This is a genomic window from Arcicella lustrica (genome assembly GCF_034930985.1).
Classification (GTDB): Bacteria; Bacteroidota; Bacteroidia; order Cytophagales; family Spirosomataceae; genus Arcicella; species Arcicella lustrica.
Window position 1 is genome coordinate 89,138 of the sequence record NZ_JAYGIM010000007.1, and the last position, 20,261, is coordinate 109,398.

Annotated in this window: 15 protein-coding genes; 4 read left to right on the forward strand and 11 right to left on the reverse strand. The window is 35.4% G+C overall.

Translation table 11 applies throughout. The features are described 5' to 3' along the window. Positions 1 to 147: 147 nt before the first annotated feature. From uxuA to VB798_RS09755, 3 genes are all read right to left on the reverse strand, one after another. Positions 148 to 1,344 carry a mannonate dehydratase gene (gene uxuA / locus VB798_RS09745; protein ID WP_323258284.1) on the reverse strand — a complete coding sequence of 399 codons (1,197 nt, stop codon included), beginning with the start codon at positions 1,342 to 1,344 and terminating at the stop codon, positions 148 to 150. Positions 1,345 to 1,636: 292 nt separating this feature from the next. Beyond that, the gene (locus VB798_RS09750; RefSeq protein WP_323258285.1) at positions 1,637 to 3,121 is read right to left on the reverse strand and encodes a GH3 auxin-responsive promoter family protein; all 1,485 of its coding nucleotides are present in this window, start codon (positions 3,119 to 3,121) and stop codon (positions 1,637 to 1,639) included. Positions 3,122 to 3,197: 76 nt separating this feature from the next. Next, positions 3,198 to 3,770 (reverse strand): ribonuclease HII, encoded by a 573-nt coding sequence (locus tag VB798_RS09755; protein WP_323258286.1) that lies wholly within the window; start codon positions 3,768 to 3,770, stop codon positions 3,198 to 3,200. A gap of 289 nt (positions 3,771 to 4,059) precedes the next feature. Between VB798_RS09755 and VB798_RS09760 the strand changes: the two genes are divergently transcribed. After that, a complete protein-coding gene (locus VB798_RS09760) occupies positions 4,060 to 6,510 on the forward strand; it encodes a carboxypeptidase regulatory-like domain-containing protein (protein WP_323258287.1) in 2,451 nt (816 codons plus the stop codon). Positions 6,511 to 6,631: 121 nt separating this feature from the next. On the opposite strand, the gene pbpC is transcribed toward VB798_RS09760, so the two are convergent. Continuing rightward, entirely contained in the window at positions 6,632 to 9,139 is a 2,508-nt protein-coding gene (pbpC, locus tag VB798_RS09765) for a penicillin-binding protein 1C (protein WP_323258288.1), read from the reverse strand. Positions 9,140 to 9,393: 254 nt separating this feature from the next. Here pbpC and VB798_RS09770 point away from each other — a divergent pair, with 254 nt between their 5' ends. From VB798_RS09770 to VB798_RS09780, 3 genes are all read left to right on the forward strand, one after another. Continuing rightward, positions 9,394 to 10,401: a hypothetical protein gene (locus VB798_RS09770; RefSeq protein WP_323258289.1), complete on the forward strand. Its 1,008-nt coding sequence runs from the start codon at positions 9,394 to 9,396 to the stop codon at positions 10,399 to 10,401. A 260-nt stretch (positions 10,402 to 10,661) separates the two neighbouring features. After that, positions 10,662 to 11,396, forward strand: coding sequence for a tetratricopeptide repeat protein (locus tag VB798_RS09775; protein ID WP_323258290.1), 735 nt, complete (start codon positions 10,662 to 10,664; stop codon positions 11,394 to 11,396). Between the two features lie 131 nt (positions 11,397 to 11,527). Beyond that, on the forward strand, positions 11,528 to 11,992 hold the full coding sequence (locus VB798_RS09780) for a DUF4231 domain-containing protein (RefSeq protein WP_323258291.1): 465 nt from the start codon (positions 11,528 to 11,530) through the stop codon (positions 11,990 to 11,992). Between the two features lie 8 nt (positions 11,993 to 12,000). On the opposite strand, the gene VB798_RS09785 is transcribed toward VB798_RS09780, so the two are convergent. The 7 genes from VB798_RS09785 to VB798_RS09815 form a co-directional block, all read right to left on the reverse strand. Then, a complete protein-coding gene (locus VB798_RS09785) occupies positions 12,001 to 13,896 on the reverse strand; it encodes an nSTAND1 domain-containing NTPase (protein ID WP_323258292.1) in 1,896 nt (631 codons plus the stop codon). Then, positions 13,893 to 15,236, reverse strand: a complete 1,344-nt coding sequence (locus tag VB798_RS09790; protein ID WP_323258293.1) for a toll/interleukin-1 receptor domain-containing protein — start codon at positions 15,234 to 15,236, stop codon at positions 13,893 to 13,895. The genes VB798_RS09785 and VB798_RS09790 overlap by 4 nt, the downstream gene beginning before the upstream one ends. 88 nt (positions 15,237 to 15,324) lie before the next feature. Beyond that, a complete protein-coding gene (locus tag VB798_RS09795) occupies positions 15,325 to 15,636 on the reverse strand; it encodes a helix-turn-helix domain-containing protein (RefSeq protein WP_323258294.1) in 312 nt (103 codons plus the stop codon). Between the two features lie 11 nt (positions 15,637 to 15,647). Then, complete coding sequence (locus VB798_RS09800) at positions 15,648 to 16,142, reverse strand: hypothetical protein (RefSeq protein ID WP_323258295.1); 495 nt, start codon at positions 16,140 to 16,142, stop codon at positions 15,648 to 15,650. Positions 16,143 to 16,330: 188 nt separating this feature from the next. Then, a complete protein-coding gene (locus VB798_RS09805; protein ID WP_323258296.1) occupies positions 16,331 to 16,945 on the reverse strand; it encodes a 2OG-Fe(II) oxygenase in 615 nt (204 codons plus the stop codon). 98 nt (positions 16,946 to 17,043) lie between these two features. Beyond that, complete coding sequence (locus VB798_RS09810; protein ID WP_323258297.1) at positions 17,044 to 17,955, reverse strand: TraB/GumN family protein; 912 nt, start codon at positions 17,953 to 17,955, stop codon at positions 17,044 to 17,046. Positions 17,956 to 18,041: 86 nt separating this feature from the next. Next, positions 18,042 to 20,198, reverse strand: a complete 2,157-nt coding sequence (locus VB798_RS09815) for a 3-hydroxyacyl-CoA dehydrogenase NAD-binding domain-containing protein (RefSeq protein WP_323258298.1) — start codon at positions 20,196 to 20,198, stop codon at positions 18,042 to 18,044. Between the last annotated feature and the right edge of the window lie 63 nt (positions 20,199 to 20,261).

The following is a 20,261-nucleotide window of genomic DNA, read 5'->3' on the forward strand; positions in this document are numbered from 1 at the left end:
TAGAGATACACATGTCTGATTTTTAAACACTTAGCTAATCTCTCAAAGAAGAATAAATTCAAGCAATGAAAGATTTCGTATAATTACCTCAAAATCAGGGGTGCAAAATTACGCAAAGTATCTGAGATACAAAAGGTTTAATGAAATTTATTTAGCGTCTAAACCTCGCTCAATACCTAATTCTAATCCACGTAACTCTGCCAAGCCTCTTAAACGACCAATGGCAGTATAACCCGGATTGGTTCTTTTTTCTGGATTGAGGTCATCTAACATTCTATGTCCATGATCTGGACGGAATGGTAAACGGTAATCTTCTCTGCCAGTTTCTATTCTTTTACGTTGTTCTGTTACCAAAGCTTTCATCACTCCGTACATATCTACATCGCCTGTAAGGTGGTCTGCTTCATGGAAATTCCCTTCTGCATCACGCTTGGTAGCTCTTAAATGTACAAAATTGATTCTGTCGCCCATTCTTTCTACCATGCCAACCAAATCGTTGTCCTCACGAACGCCATAACTTCCTGTGCAGAAACACAGTCCATTATTAGGACTTTCGTAAGCTTCCAAAATTTGTTTTGCATCCGCTTCTGTACTTACAACTCTTGGTAAACCTAAAATTGGATATGGAGGGTCGTCTGGGTGAATGGCTAAATTAATGCCCGCCTCTTCGGCTACAGGGGTAATTTCTCTTAGAAATTCATAAAGATTCGCTCTTAGTTCTTTATCGCCTACTTCTTTGTAGCCTTCCAAAACGACTAAAAACTCTTCTACGGTAAAACTTTCTTCGCTTCCCGGCAAACCTGCAATAATATTACGGGTAAGTTTTGTACGCTGTGCTTCAGTAGAATTTTCAAGCCAAGCTTTGGCTTTTTCTAATTGAACAGCCGTATAACTTGCTTCAGCATTCGGTCTTTTTAAAATATAAATTTCAAAAGCCGCAAACTCGGTGGCATCAAAACGCAAAGCCGTTGAGCCGTCTGCCATTGGTGCGTCTAAATCTGTACGAGTCCAATCTAATACAGGCATGAAATTATAACAAACTGTATCAATCCCGCATTTGCCAAGATTGATTAGCGATTGCTTATAATTTTCGATATACTCACGATAGTTTCCTGTACGCTTTTTGATGTCTTCATGAACAGGTACACTTTCTATTACTGATAAGGTTAATCCAGCTGCTTCAATTTCAGCTTTACGTTTTTGAATTTCTTCAACCGTCCAGATTACTCCATTAGGTAAATGATGCAAGGCAGTAACGATACCCGTTGCTCCTGCTTGACGAATATGTGCTAATGGAACAGGGTCTTTTGTTCCAAACCAGCGAAATGTTTGTTCTAAAGGCATTTTATTCTGTTAAAATATTATAATGATAGATTTTTACTTATAAAGCTATTGAGGTGTGTTTTTTACCCATTATTGATAGCTATAGCTTACAATATATTAAATTTGCTTCTTTCCTAATAAGGAAATCTTCTCATTCTAAGTCCTTACTTTTCTTGTCTTGATACAAGAAAAGTAACCGCAGCGGCGGCCGCAAAAGAAAATCAAGAAATTCTAAACTCGCTAACGCTCAAACAGTAGAATTTCGGAAAATGCTTACGCCAGTATACTCACAAACTGCGATTGCAGATAAAATTTAAATCTTATCTGCAATCGCTCTATCGTTTGATAATCTTGGTACTTTATTTTGTCCGCCTAATTTCCCTTGCGATTTCATATAATCTATAAAAGCATTTTTTTGTAATACGTTTATTTTCAAAGGTTGGAGAATACTTCCCGTCATCAAATCATCGTAATAAACATTTAATTCTGCTAATTTTTGATTGATGTCTTGTGCGAAAGCGCTTAAATCTTGTGGAGCTTTGGCAAATTCTACTAGCCATTCATGATATGGCAAACCTCCTTCTGGCGGTGTTACTTGTGGAGCCACTGTAAATTCTACCAACTCAACTTCTGGATGGCGTTGCATGGCATATTGCATGGCTTTTTCTACTTCTTCGCCAATAACGTGTTCGCCAAAAGCTGAAATAAAATGTTTGATTCTTCCAGAAACAATAATTCTGTATGGATTCAAAGACACAAATTTTACCGTATCGCCAATAGAGTAACCCCAAAGCCCTGCATTGGTGTTCATCACTACGGCATAGTTTACGCCTAATTGTACTTCGCCAATGTGCAAACGTCTTGGATTTTCTTTGAAGTAATCTTCTACAGGAATAAATTCATAGAAAACGCCAGAATTCAATAACAATAAAAGTCCTTCTGCTTCTTGTGAATCTTGATAAGCGATAAAACCTTCGGAGGCTGGGTAGGTTTCAATTGAATCTATTTTCTTACCAATAGATTCAAAAAGTTTAGCACGATAAGGTTCAAAATTTACACCCCCGTAAACGAAGAGTGAAAAATCTGGGAATACATCTTTGATTTTTTTTCCAGTTCTAGCTTGAATACGGTCGAAGTACATTTGTACCCAAGGCGGAATGCCTGAAATCAAAGACATAGGTTTGTCGATGGTTTCATCTATAATTTTTTCCAATTTTGTCTCCCAATCTTCAATACAATTGGTTTCATAACTTGGCAATTGATTACTTCTTAAATAGCCCGGCACATGATGATTCACAATGCCCGAAAGTCGCCCCGTGAATACGCCATTCTTTTTTATCATTTCTGGCGAACCCGACAAGAAAATTAAATTCTTATCCAAAAATTGAGAATTACCCGTTTCATGAACATAACTTAATAAAGCGTCTCTGGCTCCGTTGATATGAAAACCTATTGATTCTTTTGAAATAGGAATATACTTTACGCCCGAAGTTGTGCCCGAAGTTTTTGCAAAGTAAAGCGGTTTATCTTTCCACAAAATATCACTTTCTCCAGCGACTACTTTTTCTATATAAGGTTTCAGATTTTCATAATCTTGTACAGGAATAGCCTCTTTGAAAGTTTGATAATCTGAAATATCTGAAAAGTGGTGATCTTTCCCAAAAAGCGTGTGCGAAGCATCAGCAACTAAACTTTTCATTAATGTAAGCTGTATTTCAACGGCTTGTTTTTCCCACTTTTGGCGGTTTTGTACTACGAAAGAAGCAAATGGTTTTGCCAGAATTGAACGAAAGCCCATGAAGTACTGTGTTTACAATTTAATTTTTGAAGTGTTAATAGAATGCTGGTAAAGTTAAAAACAAATTTCAGATGATTTACATCCTGAATGTTAAACGATGATGAATCGTTACGCCAAATTCTTTAATAGCTTTTCGGTGTTTGGGCGTTGGATAACCCGCATTATGTTCCCAACCATATTCAGGGAATGTTAAGGCTAATTCTTCCATTAAATCATCACGATACGTTTTGGCTAAAATAGAAGCCGCCGCAATGGATAAAAATTTCGAATCACCTTTTACAATACAAGTATGCGGAATTAATGGGTAATTTGGAAAACGGTTGCCGTCAATTAATAAATGTTCTGGTCGAATACTTAGTTTATCCGTTGCCAAGTGCATGGCTTTCATACTGGCTTTTAGGATATTGATTTCATCTATTTCTTGATTGGATACCTCTGCTATTTCCCAAGCGAGTGCATCTTGTAAAATATCTTTTCTAAGAATTTCTCTTTGATTTTTACTCAATTGCTTTGAATCATTCAACAAAGCATGCGTATAATATTTTGGTAAAATCACCGCAGAAGCAACAACTGGCCCTGCCAAACATCCACGTCCCGCTTCGTCTAAACCTGCTTCAATCAGGTTTTCGTTATAAAAACTTTTTAACATTTTTCTGATTTATATACTGCTAAAACCTTTAATCCTTCATTCTGAATGTTCATTCTAATCCAAAATCATCTAAAACCCTATTGTTTTCTTCCGAATAATAAGTACTTTTATCAATTAACAAATGTTAATATCAAGTAATATATTTCTAATTTTCAACTAGCTTTTGGCATGATTTATGTGACATTTCGAACGTTGAAACAACCATTGAACATACTTATAAAACCCAAATTTGGAAGTTATTACGCTGAAATTTGGAATTATTTTTACAATGCCTTTCTTAAATAACAACATGCTCAGACTCAAAAGAAATGCTCTTTTATTCTTTTTGATTGTTATGCCAAATTGTTATTTGGCTGCCCAGTATGTTGATACTCCTCTTGATAATGCTGTTCGTTTGTACGAATTACAACAATATCCCAAAGCTATTCAGGCCTTTAATCAACTTTTAAAAAATGGTTATGCTACGCTTTCTGCCAAAAACAAACTTTCTGTTTTGCTAAAACTTGCTTATAGTTATAAACAAAACAAAGACGAAGTAAATGCTGAACGCATTTATAGACAAGCATTTAACACTTTCCCGAAACTTATTAGCGACGATGCCAAGGCTTATGTGAATTTTGCGCAGGTTTTAGCCAACAATGGAAAATTCCAAGAAGCCCAAGAATACTTGTCTTTATCTGAAAACATCCAAAGTACTAAAAATCAATCTGGAAATACTCCACAAAATATGAGTAGCCCAACTTCGCAAAAATCGACTGCTACTCTTCACAATGCCAATAATTATAAAATTGAATATCTGGATATTAATACTTCTGGTCCAGAATTTAGTCCAATGTATTACAAAGATGGTATTGTTTTTTGTTCAGAGAAAGAATCTTCTACCAAATTAATAAATGATAAAGGTAGCTTACTGGATTTATATTACCTTGACGATTTAAAGAAAGTACAACAAAGCAATGAGCCGAATGCTGACAAAAGAAAACGCAAAAGTACTGCCAAGAACGCAAAAGCATTGGGCGATGATTATTATTCCAGACAGACTTCCAACGATTCTAAAACCCTCAATTACTTTAGCGGAGAAGATGAAAAATTGAGTAATCAAACTGCTAATTCTGAAAGCTTTAGCAAAGCTCTCAATTCTAAATTCCATGAAGGCCCAGCTACTTTCAACCATGATTTTTCTAAAATTATCTTTACTCGTAATAATTCAATAGGCAATAGAAAAGGGCTCAGCGAAGACAATATCAGTAAATTGAAACTGTATATTTCTGAAAACATTAATGGAAATTGGGAAGAAGCCATAGAATTGCCTTTTAATGATAACGAATATTCAACAGCACATCCTGCTTGGTCTAAAGATGAAAAAATACTTTACTTTGCTTCTGACCGACCAGGTGGTTTTGGGGGAATGGATATTTGGGCGGTAAGCTATAATAATGGACAATGGACTGTTCCGAAAAATCTAGGTAAAAACATTAATTCAAAAGGCTCTGAAGTATTTCCATTTGTGGATGAAAATGGGAATTTATACTTCTCTTCAAACGGACAAGGTGGCGAAGGTGATTTGGATATTTTCTTTGCTGAAATGAATGCAGGACAAAGTATTTCAAAGGCTTCAAACATAGGAAAACCGTTCAACTCTCCCTTTGATGATTTTGGTATTATTAGTGATGCTAATAGACAAATTGGTTATTTTAGCTCTAACCGAAAATTGGGCGAAGATGATGATATTTACCGTTTTTCAGTTGAAAAAACAATTAGTGATTGTCGAGAAATGACGATTATTGTATTTGATGCAAAGACTAAAAAAGCAATCAGCAATGCCGTCGTAGTGATTACTTCAGCCAATAGTCATTTAGAAAGCAAGAAAACAGATGCTAATGGCAATATTACTTTTTGTACTGCACAAGACACCGATTATTCCTTCAAAATAGAAAAAGAAGGTTTTGTGGTTAAAACAATTGGGTATTCAACCAAAGGAGAAATTGATACAGAATCATCGACATTAGAAGTAGATTTAGCCCAACAAGCACCTCTTGAATTGCAAATTTCAACGACAAAAAATAGTACTTCGACTAAAAAAAGCCCTAATCCTGCTAATCTCAAAAATAAATCCATGCTTACGGGTTTTGTGAAAAGCGAAATTGATCAGAAACCAATGGAAGGTGTTTTGGTTTCTTTTATCAATGTTTGTGATAATAGTATTCAGCAAATTACTACTGGTGCCGACGGTAGTTATACTTTTTACATGAATGAAGATTGCGATTATACCATTGAAGTTTCTAAAAATGGTTATGGCAAAAATGTCAACAAAATTAAGAAAGTAAAAAAAGGCAATGCCAAAGTAATTTCACAGGATTTGAGTTTGTTTAAAGAAGGTGATTTAATCACGATGAATAAAATTTATTACGATTCAGGCAGTGCTACTTTGCGGAAAGATGCCATGCGAGAATTAAATAAATTGACAATTACGCTTCAAAAAACACCAACAATGGTGATAGAACTGGGTTCACATACAGATAGCCGTGGCGATGCACAAGATAATTTGAATTTATCAACAAAGAGAGCCCAAGCCGCAGTTGACTATATCGTCAGTAAAGGAATCAGTCGCAATAGAATTTTGGCCAAAGGTTATGGCGAAAGCGAATTAGTGAATAGTTGTGCCGATGGCGTAAGTTGTACAGAAATTGAACACCAGCAAAATCGTAGAACAACGGTGAAAATTATTAAGATTAAGTAGAAAGAATACTTTCAAGCCAATGTTAATTACCACTTTTGTATAAATTATTTGTAGAGGCTCAGGTAAAATCTGAGCCTTTTTTCTTTTCTGAAGAACTCCAAAACTTACTTACTGAAAAAACTCACTCCCACTTTACCTCCACATAAATATCTGCATTCCGTCCTTTATCGTCACTACATGAAATTTTGATTTTGCCTGCTTCTGGTCTAAAAAATACTTCTGTATTCGGTGAAGCTTTTTGCAATAATTTATCATTGATGTACCAATAAACCGTTTTTACTTCATTGCCTACCTGACAATTCAGCATCAATTTTTGGTTTTCATCTTTGTCCAAAAAGTACTCCGAACCATCCACAGGATACACAATTTGCGGAGCGTTGGTATTGAATACTCTTTCACATTTCGGATTATGCGGAGGCACTTTTTCGTAAAGAATATGCTTACTTTCGTACCAACTCAATAATTCAGGAGCATAATTTGGGTAAAGTTTCTGCACCGTTCCACTTTCGGTCAAACAATGCGAACAGTAACTTATTTTTTCATCCGTACTTACATAAATATACTTGGCGTGTTGGCATTTCGTCATTTTAGACACACTTGGAATGTAATAATCCACAATTTGGTGTGTACAAAAATCATTCGGCACATCGCCACTTTCGGCACATACTTTTCGGTAAGCGATATTTTCGGGAGCTTTAAACCATTTGGAAGAAGAATTATAATCGACAGTATTAAAAATATCAAAAAGTAAAGGCGTAGCGATATTTGCCCCCGAAAGTTCGGGAACGCCTTCGCCAGAAAAATTCCCAATCCAAACGCCAATGGTATAATGAGCATTGTAGCCAATACTCCAAGCGTCTTTTTTACCAAAAGAAGTACCTGTTTTCCAAGCAATTTTGGGCATTCTGTAAGTATAATCGTAATTATTGGGTAAATCTGGACGAGTAATTTGTGCCAAAATTTGCGTAATCAAATAACTGGATTCTTTAGAAATGATTTCATTTTTTATGCGTGACTTTGTATCAGCGTTTAAAGTATAAGTAGCTTTCTGGAAATTTCCTTCTTGGGCAAAAGCCGCAAAAAGATTGGTCAATTCTTCTAAAGTAACGCCACAACCGCCCAAAACTAATGAAAGCCCAAGTTTGGAAGAATTCTTTTTGACCGTCTGGAAATCTGCTTTCTTGAGTTTATCCACCAAAACAGGCGTAGAAATTTCTTTTAAAATCTTTACTGCAGGAATATTCAGCGAGTTTGCCAAAGCGTACTCTATCGTGATTTTTCCATGAAAAAGTTTATCAAAATTTTCAGGTTCAAAACCGCCAAAATTAGTCGGTACGTCGTTGATAGCGGTTTTTGGCGTAATAATTCCTTTGTCGAAAGCCGTTGCATAAAGTAAAGGTTTCAGCGTACTTCCCGGCGAACGAATGGCACGAATGCCATCTACTTGTCCGCCATCAATCGGATTATTAAAATCTGCCGAACCGATATAAGCTTCTACTTGATGCGTTTTATTATTAATCACCATCACGGCAGCATTATGAATGTTCATAGCGTACAAGCGACTGATATAATTCTGCACAATGTTCTCAATCGTCAATTGTTTATGACGAACCAAAGCCGTTTTGATGATAGATTTTGTCGGATTTTCTTGTTTTAAACGCAAAGAAAGATGCGGAGCTAAATGTGGTGCTTCGTGGCGAATTACATTCAGCGGTTCGTTCATGGCATCTTCAATATCTTGTGCGTTAAATACTTTTTCTTCCTTGAAATTCTGTAACCAACGATTCCTTTCTTGTAAAATATAAGGATTATTCACGCCCAAACGCAAGCTTGAAGGTCGGTTCGGAATAATCGTCAAAGCCGTTACTTCTGCTAAACTCAACACATTGGGCGACTTCTGAAAGTATAAAATAGAAGCCGATTTTAAGCCTTCGATATTCGAGCCATAAGGCACAAGATTGATATAAAACTGTAAGATTTCGTCTTTAGAATAGTGAAATTCTAATTGTATCGCCCGAAAAATTTCGATGAATTTATTGAAATAAGTTCTTTTCTGAGGATTCAGCAAGCGGACTACTTGCATCGTAATTGTACTTGCTCCCGAGGTTCTTCTGCCTGTAAGCACGTTCTTAACTCCTGCTCGCATCACGGCAAAGGGATTTACCCCAAAATGCCAACGAAACCAGCGGTCTTCTTTAAAAACGATGGCTTTTTCGAGCGTTGGTGTAATTTCGTTTAACTCGGTTTCCATTCGCCATTTGTCGGTTTTGTTCAAAAAAGCGTGCAGTAATTTTCCTTCCGAATCGGTAATGAGTGTAGAATAATTGGGATTGATTCTGAATGGAAAAATCAAATCTAACAAAACAAAAAGCATAAAAAGGCTGGCTATTCCTTTAAAGTATTTGTTTTTGATAATTGCTTGAAAGGCTTTGATAAGTTTTTGCTTGGACATTGTAGCGAAAAGAGATTTTTGTAAAGATATGAATTCGGTTTTTACTTCGGCAACAATTTTAGGCTTTTCAATTTCATCATCAATTTTTACAAAATGAATGCCTGCTTTTACCACATAACCAAATAAAAATAGCGAGGTTTGGGGCTTTGAATATCTTTGTTGGGACTTTAGACGCAAGAGACAAGACGCAAGACGCAAGACGCAAGACACAAGAAGCAAGAGACAAGATGTGCTTGCTGGGACTTTAAGACTTGAGGACTTTATGACTTTAGGATTTTTAGAAGCAAGAAAAAAGATTTTAGACTTTAAGATTTTTAGATTTTAGATACAAAACGCAAGAGACAAGAAGAAAGATTTTAGAATTAGATTATTCAAAAATATAAAAAAGCTCATAGCTCAAAGCTCGTAACTCAACTAAACCCTCAAAAACAATGCAAAGATTAACCGTAGCGGGACGATTATTGATTACCGCCATTATCGTAGGAGCGATTTATTATGGTTTTACTAAATTCGGAGGACAAGAAGCACTCCAAAAATTAGCTCCAACAACAACAGCTTCTGCCAGCAACACTTCTGATAGTAAAGAAGAATCTTCTTCTGAAGAGAATTCTTTGGCTACCGTTGAAAGCGAGAAAAAGAGTTTTGATTATACTCCTCCCGGCCCAATTGCAGGGAAATTGAAAGGAGTAGTTGAATTAGGTGCAAGTGGTTTCAATTCATTTATTATCAGAATTGATGCTGACAAACGTTGGAAGCTTGAAAAAGCAGATTTTGGAAACAGCTTGGTGATTGAAAACATGGCAAGTGATGATGACATCAGAGCAGGTTTGAAAAAATACATCGGTGGCATGTTGGATTATGGCGTAAGTGGAAAAGATATTCACTTTGTGGTAAGTTCTGGAGCTGTAAAAGCAGAAGGCACTCAGAAAATCATTAAAGTATTGAAATCTTTGAAATACTTTGTGAATACCGTAACGCCAGAACAAGAAGGAATTTTAGGCTTGAAATGTGTACAACCTGCCGAATATGCTGATAATTCATTTGTAGCGGATATTGGTTCGGGAAATACCAAAATTTCATGGAAAGAAAATGGTAAATTAACTTCCGTAGAATCGTATGGAGCGAAGTATTTTCAGAATGGCGTAAGTGACGAAACGGTTAGTAAAGAAGTGAGCGAAAAAGCTAAACAAATACCAGAAGCCAATCGCAAAACTTGTTTTATCATCGGTGGCGTACCTTTTGAATTAGCGAAGAAAGTACGAAAAGACAAAGAACGTTATACCGTTTTGGATGCTCCTTCGGCTTATCAGTTAGACAATGCGAAATCTAAAGCTGGTTTGAATATCTATAAATCCATTGCTGAATCAACAGGTTGCGAACAATTTGTGTTTGACTGGGACGCAAACTTTACCATTGGTTTTTTACTTGATTTACCGTAAAAATATTTTTTTAGTAGCTAAAAAGGATTGGTTCTTTAGAATCAGTCCTTTTTTTGTGCTAGATATTGTTATTTTTACATTGAATAGCATAAAAATGTATTAATTCGCTTGATAGTATTTATAAATTCATGATATTTATGGTTCTTGATTAGCATAATTTATCATGAAATACTTATCAGGCTTGGTTTTTGAAAGAAGCTTTGTCCAAAACAATAATAATTATTAGGCATCGTTATAACATTCGTATTGTTACCACCATTATGAAGCAGTTAATATATATATTTATTTTATCGTCTAGCTTTCAGTCTTTATTAGCTCAGGTTCAACCAATTCCTTTGGCTAGTACTAAAGAAGCTCCCAAAAAAGAACTTGCAGTCGATAGTCAAGATGTGAAGTATATCCCGCTTTTTGGTAGCAAAAAGATTGTGGATGAACAGATTTTGAAATCTAAAGAATTCTTTGCTCAATGTGAACAAAACTTCAAAGACCGTGCTGAGGCAAGTAAGTTTTTTGCTGAAAGAGGCTGGGAATATTTGAGTGAAGGTTTATTGGATACCGCTACGTACCGATTCAACCTCAGTTTTTTACTTGACCAGAATAATGTTGAAGCTTATTGGGGATTAGGTTCGATAAGTTATCAGAGAAAAAATTACGAAGAGTCTGCTAAATTATTGAGAAAAGGATTGGCTTTAGCACCCGAAAACCCAACCTTAATGATTGACGTAGCAACGGTGCAATTGGCTTGTTTTAAAGAACAAAAGAAATGTGATGATATCGACGACGCTTTAATGTTGTTGGATAAATCATTGAAAATTGATTCAACTAATGCAAATGGTTGGTTAAAATATGCCATCGCCGAATTTCAATTAGAACATTACGACAAAGCTTGGGAATATTTTCATAAATGTAGAATACTAGATATTACTTTTCTGGATATGAATTTCCTACAAGAATTAATCGCTAAAAAAGAAGACCCATTAGGAGTTTTCAAATAGATAAAGACATTTCAAACGCCTGTTTCTAACATTAGAGACAGGCGTTTTTGTTTTATAATTTCTGTTGAAATTTGTTCTTTTATCAGGATATTTTTAAATTATGGTTAATATCTCCAAATTCCTAAATAACCATGACAGAACAAGAATACATCGAACAAAGATTGGATGAACAAATGAACTTCTTTGCTCAGAAAAGTAGAAATAGTAAAACTAACTACATTAGAACCAAGGTGTTAATTATCATTCTTTCTGCTTCGCTACCTCTGGCTACAAAGTATAGCGAAGTGCCTTCATTTCCTGCAATAATAAGTTTTATAGGCGTATTAATCGCTATTTTAAGTGGTTTAGATGCCCTTTTTAATTACCATGAAAGTTGGGTGAATTACAGAAAAGTACGAGAGGTGCTCAAAAGAGAAAAATACTTGTATTTAACCAAATCAGGTCCTTATTTAGAAAATGCTACTTTTCAGCAATTCGTAACGAATATCGAAGCCATTATGTCCACAGAAAATACGGAATGGTTTAATTTGAATAATCATCAACAGCAAAATGCCCATCAAGTAAATCCTGATGCTAAAGAAGAAGTAAATAAGTAAAACAAAATTTATGGTAGGACTTTTTTCTCAATCAATTTTTTATTGGAATCAAATTCTTTTGGCGAAACTTTTGGATTGATAGGCGTTATACTTTTTGTGTCAAATTCATCATATTTTTTTGAAGTATTCGCTTTTTGAAGTTCCTTCTTTACTTGAGTTCTTAGGGTTGTATTTTTTATTTTAGCTAAAATTGCGATGGCAGAATCATAGCTAGATTTTTGGGAAGTGGGCTTTTTGTTACCACTATCTACTTCTGTCTTTTTAATACCTTTATCAATCACATCATGAGCAATGGTAGTCAGAGCAGTATCGAGCTGACTTTGTACTTTTGTTTTAGCTTGTTCTGTTATTAAGTAGGCAGATTGTAGTTTTAAACTTAAATCGTCAGCTTCTCTTTTTAGATAATAAGCATAAAATGCCACGATAAAAGCAATGATAAAACCAACAAAGGCAATCACAGAGCGTACTTCTGCTCGTCGTTTCAGTACTAAAAACTGTGCTGCTTGTTCGTTAGCTCTATCTTTTTCGTCTTGAGCTTTCTGGGCTAATTCTTTTGCATTTTCAGCTTCTTCCCATACTCGTATTTGTTCGTCTCTTTCTTCACGGAGTTTTGCGGCTTTACTAATTGGGTCAACCAAAGTATCATGTCCTAATTCATACATTAATCGTCTTTGCGAATCTTGTTCTACTTTCAGTAAAGATGCTTCTCGTAAAATATCTAATATTTGTTGGGCAATTTGTCTGTCAGGAATATGTAATTGTTCCACTAAAACCACAAACATCAAATAGTGATGTTCAAAAGGAATTCTTTGTCCATTTTGAACCAATACTTCTTCAACCAAGCGATAAGCTGCTTCACGGAAGGGTGCATCAATTTTAGTTTCAATGGTATCCTTGTAATAATTATCAAAAACGGTTTCTATATCGCCTTTTATTTGTCCGTCTTGGTCAATATCAATTTGCTCGAAAGTCAATACAAATTTTTCATCGCCTTGTATCCAAGCAGGAACAAATTTATCTTCTACTTGCCAGCAAATAATTTGTAAGGTAGAAGTTTCAATACGCCCATTTCTATCTTGTAATTCACTGACTAGCTGTTCTGCTAGTTCTTGTTTAATTTCAAAAGTTGGCGTTTTAAATGTTCCTGCGGGTTCGTCTGGTAAGGTTGCTGGTTTTAAAACGGCAGCCAAAGCGCCTTCTTTATCCAAACCTTTTAATTCATAACAATCTTTAAGAATAGCTGGATGAAAATCTTTAAGTTCTTCTAATTGAGCCAATCTATCTGAACGAATGGCAAAAACGACTTTAATTTCTGGTTTTTGATAGAAATTAAGCCTGAATTCTTCTGATATTCCTTCTTGGTCTAATAAATCTTCTTGATTTCTAAAAAAGGCAGGCACGGTTGTGTACAATACATCTGCCAATTGTTGCTTAAACTCAAAAATGAGTTCTTGCGGATAAGTGAATAGCTCTTCAAACTGGTCGAAAAAGAAAATTATTTCGTTTGCTTCGTGACTAATCTGATAGTTTTTGAGTGTATGCCAAAAGGAATCATCTGTTTCAAAGTATTTTTCTAAAATCAAGGTTGATTTTTCTGTCGATTTTTCCTTGATGATAGCATTAATTCTTTCGATGGGCGTTGACCTATCCGAACCTGAAACATAAGGACCAAACTTTACTTCGAAGAAATGTACTTGTTTATTTTTTTCTGCCAATAAAGGTATAATTCCAGCATTGATTAATGAGCTTTTTCCATAGCCGCTTTTACCAAAGAGTACCACACTTTGGTGTAAAAAAATGTACTTATAGAATTCGGCAATGTCGGTATCTCTTCCAAAGAAAATATCTTTTTCGTCTGTTCTAAATGGTTTAGGCCCAGGATAACGATTTTTACTGACTGTCATGCTCTTTCAGATTTAATCAATGTAACTAAACGTTTTACTTCTTCATAAATACTTTGATAAGCCTCATCTTGGTCTTTAAAGCTTATGATTGAATTATTATCTCTGGGAATTACTTGTCGAGATGCCAGAAAAGGGAAGTCTTTCCAAGCACAAGATTTAAGCAAAACAGGTAAAACGTGTTTTTGTTGATTGATGGCATTCGCTACTTCTTGCTCGATACAGTATTTAGAATTCAGGAAATTTCTACTCACCAAACAAATCATTAATTCAGCGTCTTGCAATTCTGTGGTAATGGCTTTACCCCACTCTTGTCCAGCCACAATTTGTCGGTCTTCCCAAATTTCTATTTCTTTCGATTGGTTAATCAAAGGCGATAAAGTAATGAGTAATTCTTTCTTGAATTCTTCATCTACATGAGCATAAGAAAGGAAAATTCTGACAGGAGTATTTTTATTAGGTTTATTGACTGAAACAGGTACATTAATCGGTTGAACAATTGTTTTGGGTGAAATATCTTCTTTGGATTTTAACGCACCATGACAATTGCAGGTTAGTTTATCTAAGAAAGCCGAAGGTGTATAATCCATCATTTCTAAAGACAAACGGTTCATGATAAAGGTGCGAGATGCTTCGGGAATGTGGGCATCTATCGCCAATACATTTTTATCAGAAGCCAATAATTTCAACAATAAGTGCATATACCATTTATTGAAATTGACTCCTAGAAAAATAAAGCGTTCTGCACTTTTTAAGGCAATTTGTAATTCCTGAGGCAAGCGATTGTCGCCTAGAATACTGAAAATATATTCAAATAAATCATCATAAGTAAAAACCAAGGATTCTGATTGGCTCAATGAGCCTAAGATATTATAAACCGTTGGCGAATCGGGACTGAGCGGAGGAAGTGCTTCTTTTTCGGAGGTTTTATTTTTATGATAATATCGAACGGGCGTCTGTAAAATGCGTGAGAAAGTAGCTTCTTCGGGAATCAGAGAAAGGATTAACTGTGAAGGCAACTTTTTTAATAGTTCCGCAATCGCATCAAGCTTCGTTTGATTCTGTTCAATTACTCTTTGCATCGCCTTCGCAATGTGACGAATACCATCATTTTTTTCAGCTTTTGCTCGAACAGGATTGCTGATTTTTATTTGGAATAATTGCTCTTCAACAAAAGATTGACTGATATATTTATTATCAATTAATTCATTAGAAACTGCTTCAAAGAAACTTGGGTAGCCATCATACTCGATAATGTCTGGTCCAACGATGACAATACATTTCTGGTTTTGAATGTCTTCAATAATTAAGTCCCAATCTTCAAAAACGAGCGAATCATCCATAAAATTTACGAGTTAAGCATCTGATAATAAATTTGATAGAAATATACCAAAACTCGTAACGACATCAAAAGAAATCATTCTATTCTTATTAAGCGGTATGTTGTGGAGTAGATTGGGAGCTTTTGGTTGGGTTTATTTTGTTTTTGTTTGATAGATTAAAAATTTTAATATTGAGTGTCCTTTCAATATCCGCAATTGTTTCAACCGTGAAATTATGTGTTCCACTAAGCCATTTAGTAATTTCAGAAGGTCTACGGCCAATCTTGTCAGCAAACTGTTTTCTTCCTAAGTTTTTTGCTTGCATTGCGTCTGCAATCATAACAGCAATACGCATTTTACGGTCAGTACGAGCCTGTTGTTCAGGCGTAATTTCAGCCAATAAATCATCTAAGAGTGCCATGAATTGTCTGTTTAAAAATCCTCGTTGTCATCAAAAATAAAGGTGCCTATAAAATCAGTATAATTACTGTTCCACTGCATATCTCCATCCTGCATTGCTTGACTTAAACGTTTAGAAATACTTCTTAATAAATAATTTTCTTGTTTTAGTTTGGGGTCATCTTGTAAAGCTCTTACATTTTTTGAACCACCACCTCCTAAAATGAGTATTACAGAACCATAGCGAATACAATATAATCGCAACTTACGTTTGGACTCATCAAAAAGAGCCTCTACGCCATCACCAAGTTTACCCTCTGCTTTTTTAAAAAAGTATTCTTTGGCTCCCTCTTTGTTAGCAATACTCTTGATTCTACTTAATATTTCCGTAAGTTCATTACGGAAATTGGGACTATTTTCTTCCAAAAAATGCTCAAATAAGTTTTTGTCTTCATCATTCATGATGATGGAGTAAACTTGGGTCTTTTGCCCGCTTAGCTTTTCTATTTTTACAAGTCTAAATTTCACTTATAACTAAAATTTATTAAAGGTAGTTCAATCTTTAATAATACCAAATCATTCTTTAATCTGTAGTGAAAAAAATACAGATTTTTTACTGTTCAATGAGTTTTTAGAAATGAGTTTTGGGAATTGTGTGATTGTCTCAAATTGAAGAGCTTTATCTCACTCTATCGTCTTAACCAGTCCACAAAAATCTATCCATTCAACAACCAACCCGTAATACTCAATCTTTCTCTAAAAGTTTCGCTTACTTCGTGGTCTAGTTTGTCGCTTTCAAAACAAACTAATCTTCCTGCCAATGGGGCGATGCTGATTGTTTTTTCAATATTGTTTTCTTGGGTATAAATCAATAAGTTTCCCCCATTTTCGGTTTGCCAATTGTTGTTTAAATAATAAATTACAGAAAGTATTCTGCCTTTTTGGGCTTGGAAAGTATCTCGATGTCGGCGGTAAAATTTACCAATGTCATATTTGGCAAAATGTATTTCTGCATCAATAATGCCCAAATAACAGGTTTGATTGAGATAATTAATAAATGCTTGATTTTTATCTAAGAGTATTCTTTCGGCAATATTTGTCGTATTTGTTTCCAACCAAAGAATTTTATCACCTCTGATTTCTTTAGCTTGATGTACTTCACTTTGTTTGCCGATACCTGCTTCTTTAAAATTGCCATCTTCAAACCTTTCGGTAAATCTTGCGTTAAGCATTGCTACTTCTTCACTACTCAAAAAATCATCACAAACGCCGTAGCCATTAGCGACAATTCCTTCAATTAAGCCTTCAAACTTTTCTTCTTGACTTTGCATTACCACAAAAAACCCTTGTAAATCTTGCGGACTTACAAGGGTTTTTGGGGATTTTCGTAAAGGTAATGAAAGTTGAAAGAATAAGTTCTGGGGTGAAACTATAATTTCTTATCCCAAGTCATTTTTAAGGGGCGTACTGTATAACCTTCATCTTTTAAAAGATTAATTAATCCAAAGTCTCCACCAAGATGTGCCGCACCAACTACAAAAAAGGTAGGATTATTTTCCATCATTTTGGGCATCTTCTTTACCCATAGTTCATTTCTAGCATCAATGATATTATTTTCAAAATCTCTTATTTCTGGGTCTGTACTAGAACTCTCTCTAATTTCATCAATGTCCATTCTATAATAAGATGAAATCATCTGGGCATATTCTAATGCAGAAGACGTTTTTTCAATAGATTCTTGTCGAATTACATGGAGTATAATATCTGCTTGACGTTGATAACTTATTTTTTTAAGGATGTGGTCTCTCTCCTCGGCTGTCTCAAGTCCGTCAACTTTATTAACATTAACGGGTAAAGTATATTTTTCTTTGTATAATCTAAGAATCTCATAATCGTAGGAAATTCTTTTTTTACAGATTTCCTTTTGCCCTTTATAAGCAGCATTCATCATTAAAAATAAAGGAGAGATATTGTCTTTTTTTTCAACATTAATCTTAAACTTTTCTTTAAAGTAAGTACTCACCAATTCATAATCTTCTTCAGAATAAAAATCCTTTAGCGAATATCCATCAGGCATTTTCTCAATTCTTTTTTGCCTGAAAAGTTCAAAAATATTGTTGATATCAATCTCGAAACAAACTCTTTTGGTAATCTTCATTGCCCTTTCGATTTTAATATCCCATTTAAAATTATGTTGGCACATTTCATGAACACTGCCAAAAATATAGGAAGGTTTTTCTAAACCATTACCTTCTACTATCCATAAAACAGATTGAGCGGAGGAGTTTGTTGAGTAAAAAAGTAGCAAAATAAAAGCTAGGTGCTTACAAATTAATTTCATCGTTTTTCCATTAGGGTTTGTAGGAATAAAAAAGGCAAGCCAAAAGAGACTTACCTTCAAAAATACTGAATAAAATTAAAAAAACATTATTCATAAAAGCCTTTGCCGGCTTCTGCCATTTCTCTCAGTTTTTGGGTTGGTCTGAATCTTTCGCCATAATTATCAGCCAGACGGTCGGCTTCGGCAACAAAAGTTTTGATACCCACAGTATCCACAAAGGAAAGCGTTCCACCTAAATAGGCAGGGAAACTCCATGCGAAGATTGAACCCAAATCGGCATCCAAATACTTACGAATTACGCCTTCTTCCACACATTTTACGGTTTCTAAAGCTTGTCGGTACAATAATCTTTTCTTGATTTCTTCAACCGCTAATTGTTCTTCTTTCAAAGGAAAAATTTCTGTTAAACCTTCCCACAAATACTTTTTGCCATTTTCAGGATAAGTATAAAAGCCTGCTTTGGCTTTTTTGCCCAAACGTCCCATTTTAGTAAACTGTTTACTGACTTGATAAGCCGTGTCTGTTTCAGATAAAATACCATTTTCTACAGCCTCTTTCGCAATTTTATAGGCTAAATCCAAGGCTACTTCGTCGGAAACTGCCAAAGGACCAACGGGCATTCCCATTTGTTTGGCTATGTTTTCGATAACCACAGGATTTACGCCATCTTTTAATAATTCAATACCTTCGGAAGTATAAGTAAAGAATACTCTGGAAGTATAAAAACCTTGAGAGTCGTTTACAACAATTGGCGTTTTCCGAATCTTCTTGACAAAATCCATCGCTACAGCAAGAGTATAATCAGAAGTTTCTTTGCCCATGATGATTTCTACCAATTGCATTCTGTCCACAGGCGAAAAGAAATGAATGCCAATAAATTTATCAGGCTGACTTGTCGCTTTGGCTAAATTTGAAATCGGCAACGTAGAAGTATTTGAAGCAAAAACACCCGAATCTTTTTTCAAGAAAAACTCTGATGCTTTGGATACTTCTGCTTTTAATAGAGGGTTTTCAAAAACAGCTTCAATGATTAAATCTGCTCCTTCAAGCTCGGCATAATTATCAGTAGTTTTGATAAGACTTAAAATACTTTCGGCTTTTTCAGCACTCATTTTACCTTTACTGATGGCTTTTTCTAGTAAAGTCCGAGCATATTGCTTTCCTTTTTCGGCAGCTTCGAGCGATATATCTTTTAATACAACTTCAATGCCTGCCATTGCCGAAACGTAAGCAATACCCGAACCCATCATGCCAGCACCCAAAATGCCCAGTTTTTTTACTTCGGTTTTTTCAATATTTTTCGGTCTGTTTGCTCCTTTGTTTACTTCATTTAGCCCAAAAAACATGGTGCGAATCAGGTTTTTAGCCACAGAAGAATTGGCAACTTTTACAAAATGACGAGCTTCGATGATAAGTCCACGGTCGATATTCACTAATAATCCTTCGTACACGCAAGACATAATAGCGATTGGCGAGGGATAATTGCCATTAGTTTTAGTCATCGTTAGGGCAGTACCGCCCATCATTAATTGTACTCCTTTAGGGCTTAGGATATTCCCGTTGGGTACTTTGTAATTTTCTTTGGCTTGAATCTTCCCAGTTTTTCGGTTAATTTCATCCCAAGGTTGTAAAGCAACAGGGTTGGCGTTTATCCATGCAAAAGCCTTTTCCATCATCGCTTCGTGCGAATCCACTAATTCGTCTATCATGCCAAGCGAAAGAGCTTCTTTGGGAGATACTTTTTTACCTTCTAATAAAAGTGGAGCAGCCATTTCCAAACCTATCATTCGGGGCAAACGCTGCGTACCGCCACCGCCGGGCAGTAAACCGATAGTTACTTCTGGCAAACCAATTAAGGCTTTAGGGTTATTAATGGCTACTCGATGATGACAAGCCAAGCATACTTCATAACCACCGCCCAAAGCTGTGCCGTTGATGGCGGCTACAATGGGTTTTCCGTTGGTTTCCATTTTGCGAAAAATGGTATTCAATGACCTTGAAAGCTGGTAGAGTTCTTCGGGAGCTTTACCATTATTATTGAGAATCATGCGTAAATCTGCACCAGCGATAAATTCTGGTCGCTCGGAAGTAATGATAATTCCTTTGGCTTCTGGGTCGGAATATGCCTGCTCTAATGCCTTAGCAAGAGCAGGAATTGATTCGTCATTCAAGACATTCATTGCTTGATTCGCAACATTGATACTTAAAATGGCGACGTTATGTAAGAGATTGTATGAGAGCATTTTTTTAGATTTTAATAAGTAGCAAGAGTCAAGATACAAGACGCAAGATTTAAGATGCGAGAT

What these genes read in the sequence shown, in the direction of transcription:
- uxuA (WP_323258284.1), bottom strand. Translation starts at nt 1,344, where the DNA reads ATGCCTTTAGAACAAACATTTCGCTGGTTTGGAACAAAAGACCCTGTT.
- VB798_RS09750 (WP_323258285.1), bottom strand. Translation starts at nt 3,121, where the DNA reads ATGGGCTTTCGTTCAATTCTGGCAAAACCATTTGCTTCTTTCGTAGTA.
- VB798_RS09755 (WP_323258286.1), bottom strand. Translation starts at nt 3,770, where the DNA reads ATGTTAAAAAGTTTTTATAACGAAAACCTGATTGAAGCAGGTTTAGAC.
- VB798_RS09760 (WP_323258287.1), top strand. Translation starts at nt 4,060, where the DNA reads ATGCTCAGACTCAAAAGAAATGCTCTTTTATTCTTTTTGATTGTTATG.
- VB798_RS09770 (WP_323258289.1), top strand. Translation starts at nt 9,394, where the DNA reads ATGCAAAGATTAACCGTAGCGGGACGATTATTGATTACCGCCATTATC.
- VB798_RS09775 (WP_323258290.1), top strand. Translation starts at nt 10,662, where the DNA reads ATGAAGCAGTTAATATATATATTTATTTTATCGTCTAGCTTTCAGTCT.
- VB798_RS09780 (WP_323258291.1), top strand. Translation starts at nt 11,528, where the DNA reads ATGACAGAACAAGAATACATCGAACAAAGATTGGATGAACAAATGAAC.
- VB798_RS09785 (WP_323258292.1), bottom strand. Translation starts at nt 13,896, where the DNA reads ATGACAGTCAGTAAAAATCGTTATCCTGGGCCTAAACCATTTAGAACA.
- VB798_RS09790 (WP_323258293.1), bottom strand. Translation starts at nt 15,236, where the DNA reads ATGGATGATTCGCTCGTTTTTGAAGATTGGGACTTAATTATTGAAGAC.
- VB798_RS09795 (WP_323258294.1), bottom strand. Translation starts at nt 15,636, where the DNA reads ATGGCACTCTTAGATGATTTATTGGCTGAAATTACGCCTGAACAACAG.
- VB798_RS09805 (WP_323258296.1), bottom strand. Translation starts at nt 16,945, where the DNA reads ATGCAAAGTCAAGAAGAAAAGTTTGAAGGCTTAATTGAAGGAATTGTC.
- VB798_RS09810 (WP_323258297.1), bottom strand. Translation starts at nt 17,955, where the DNA reads ATGAAATTAATTTGTAAGCACCTAGCTTTTATTTTGCTACTTTTTTAC.
- VB798_RS09815 (WP_323258298.1), bottom strand. Translation starts at nt 20,198, where the DNA reads ATGCTCTCATACAATCTCTTACATAACGTCGCCATTTTAAGTATCAAT.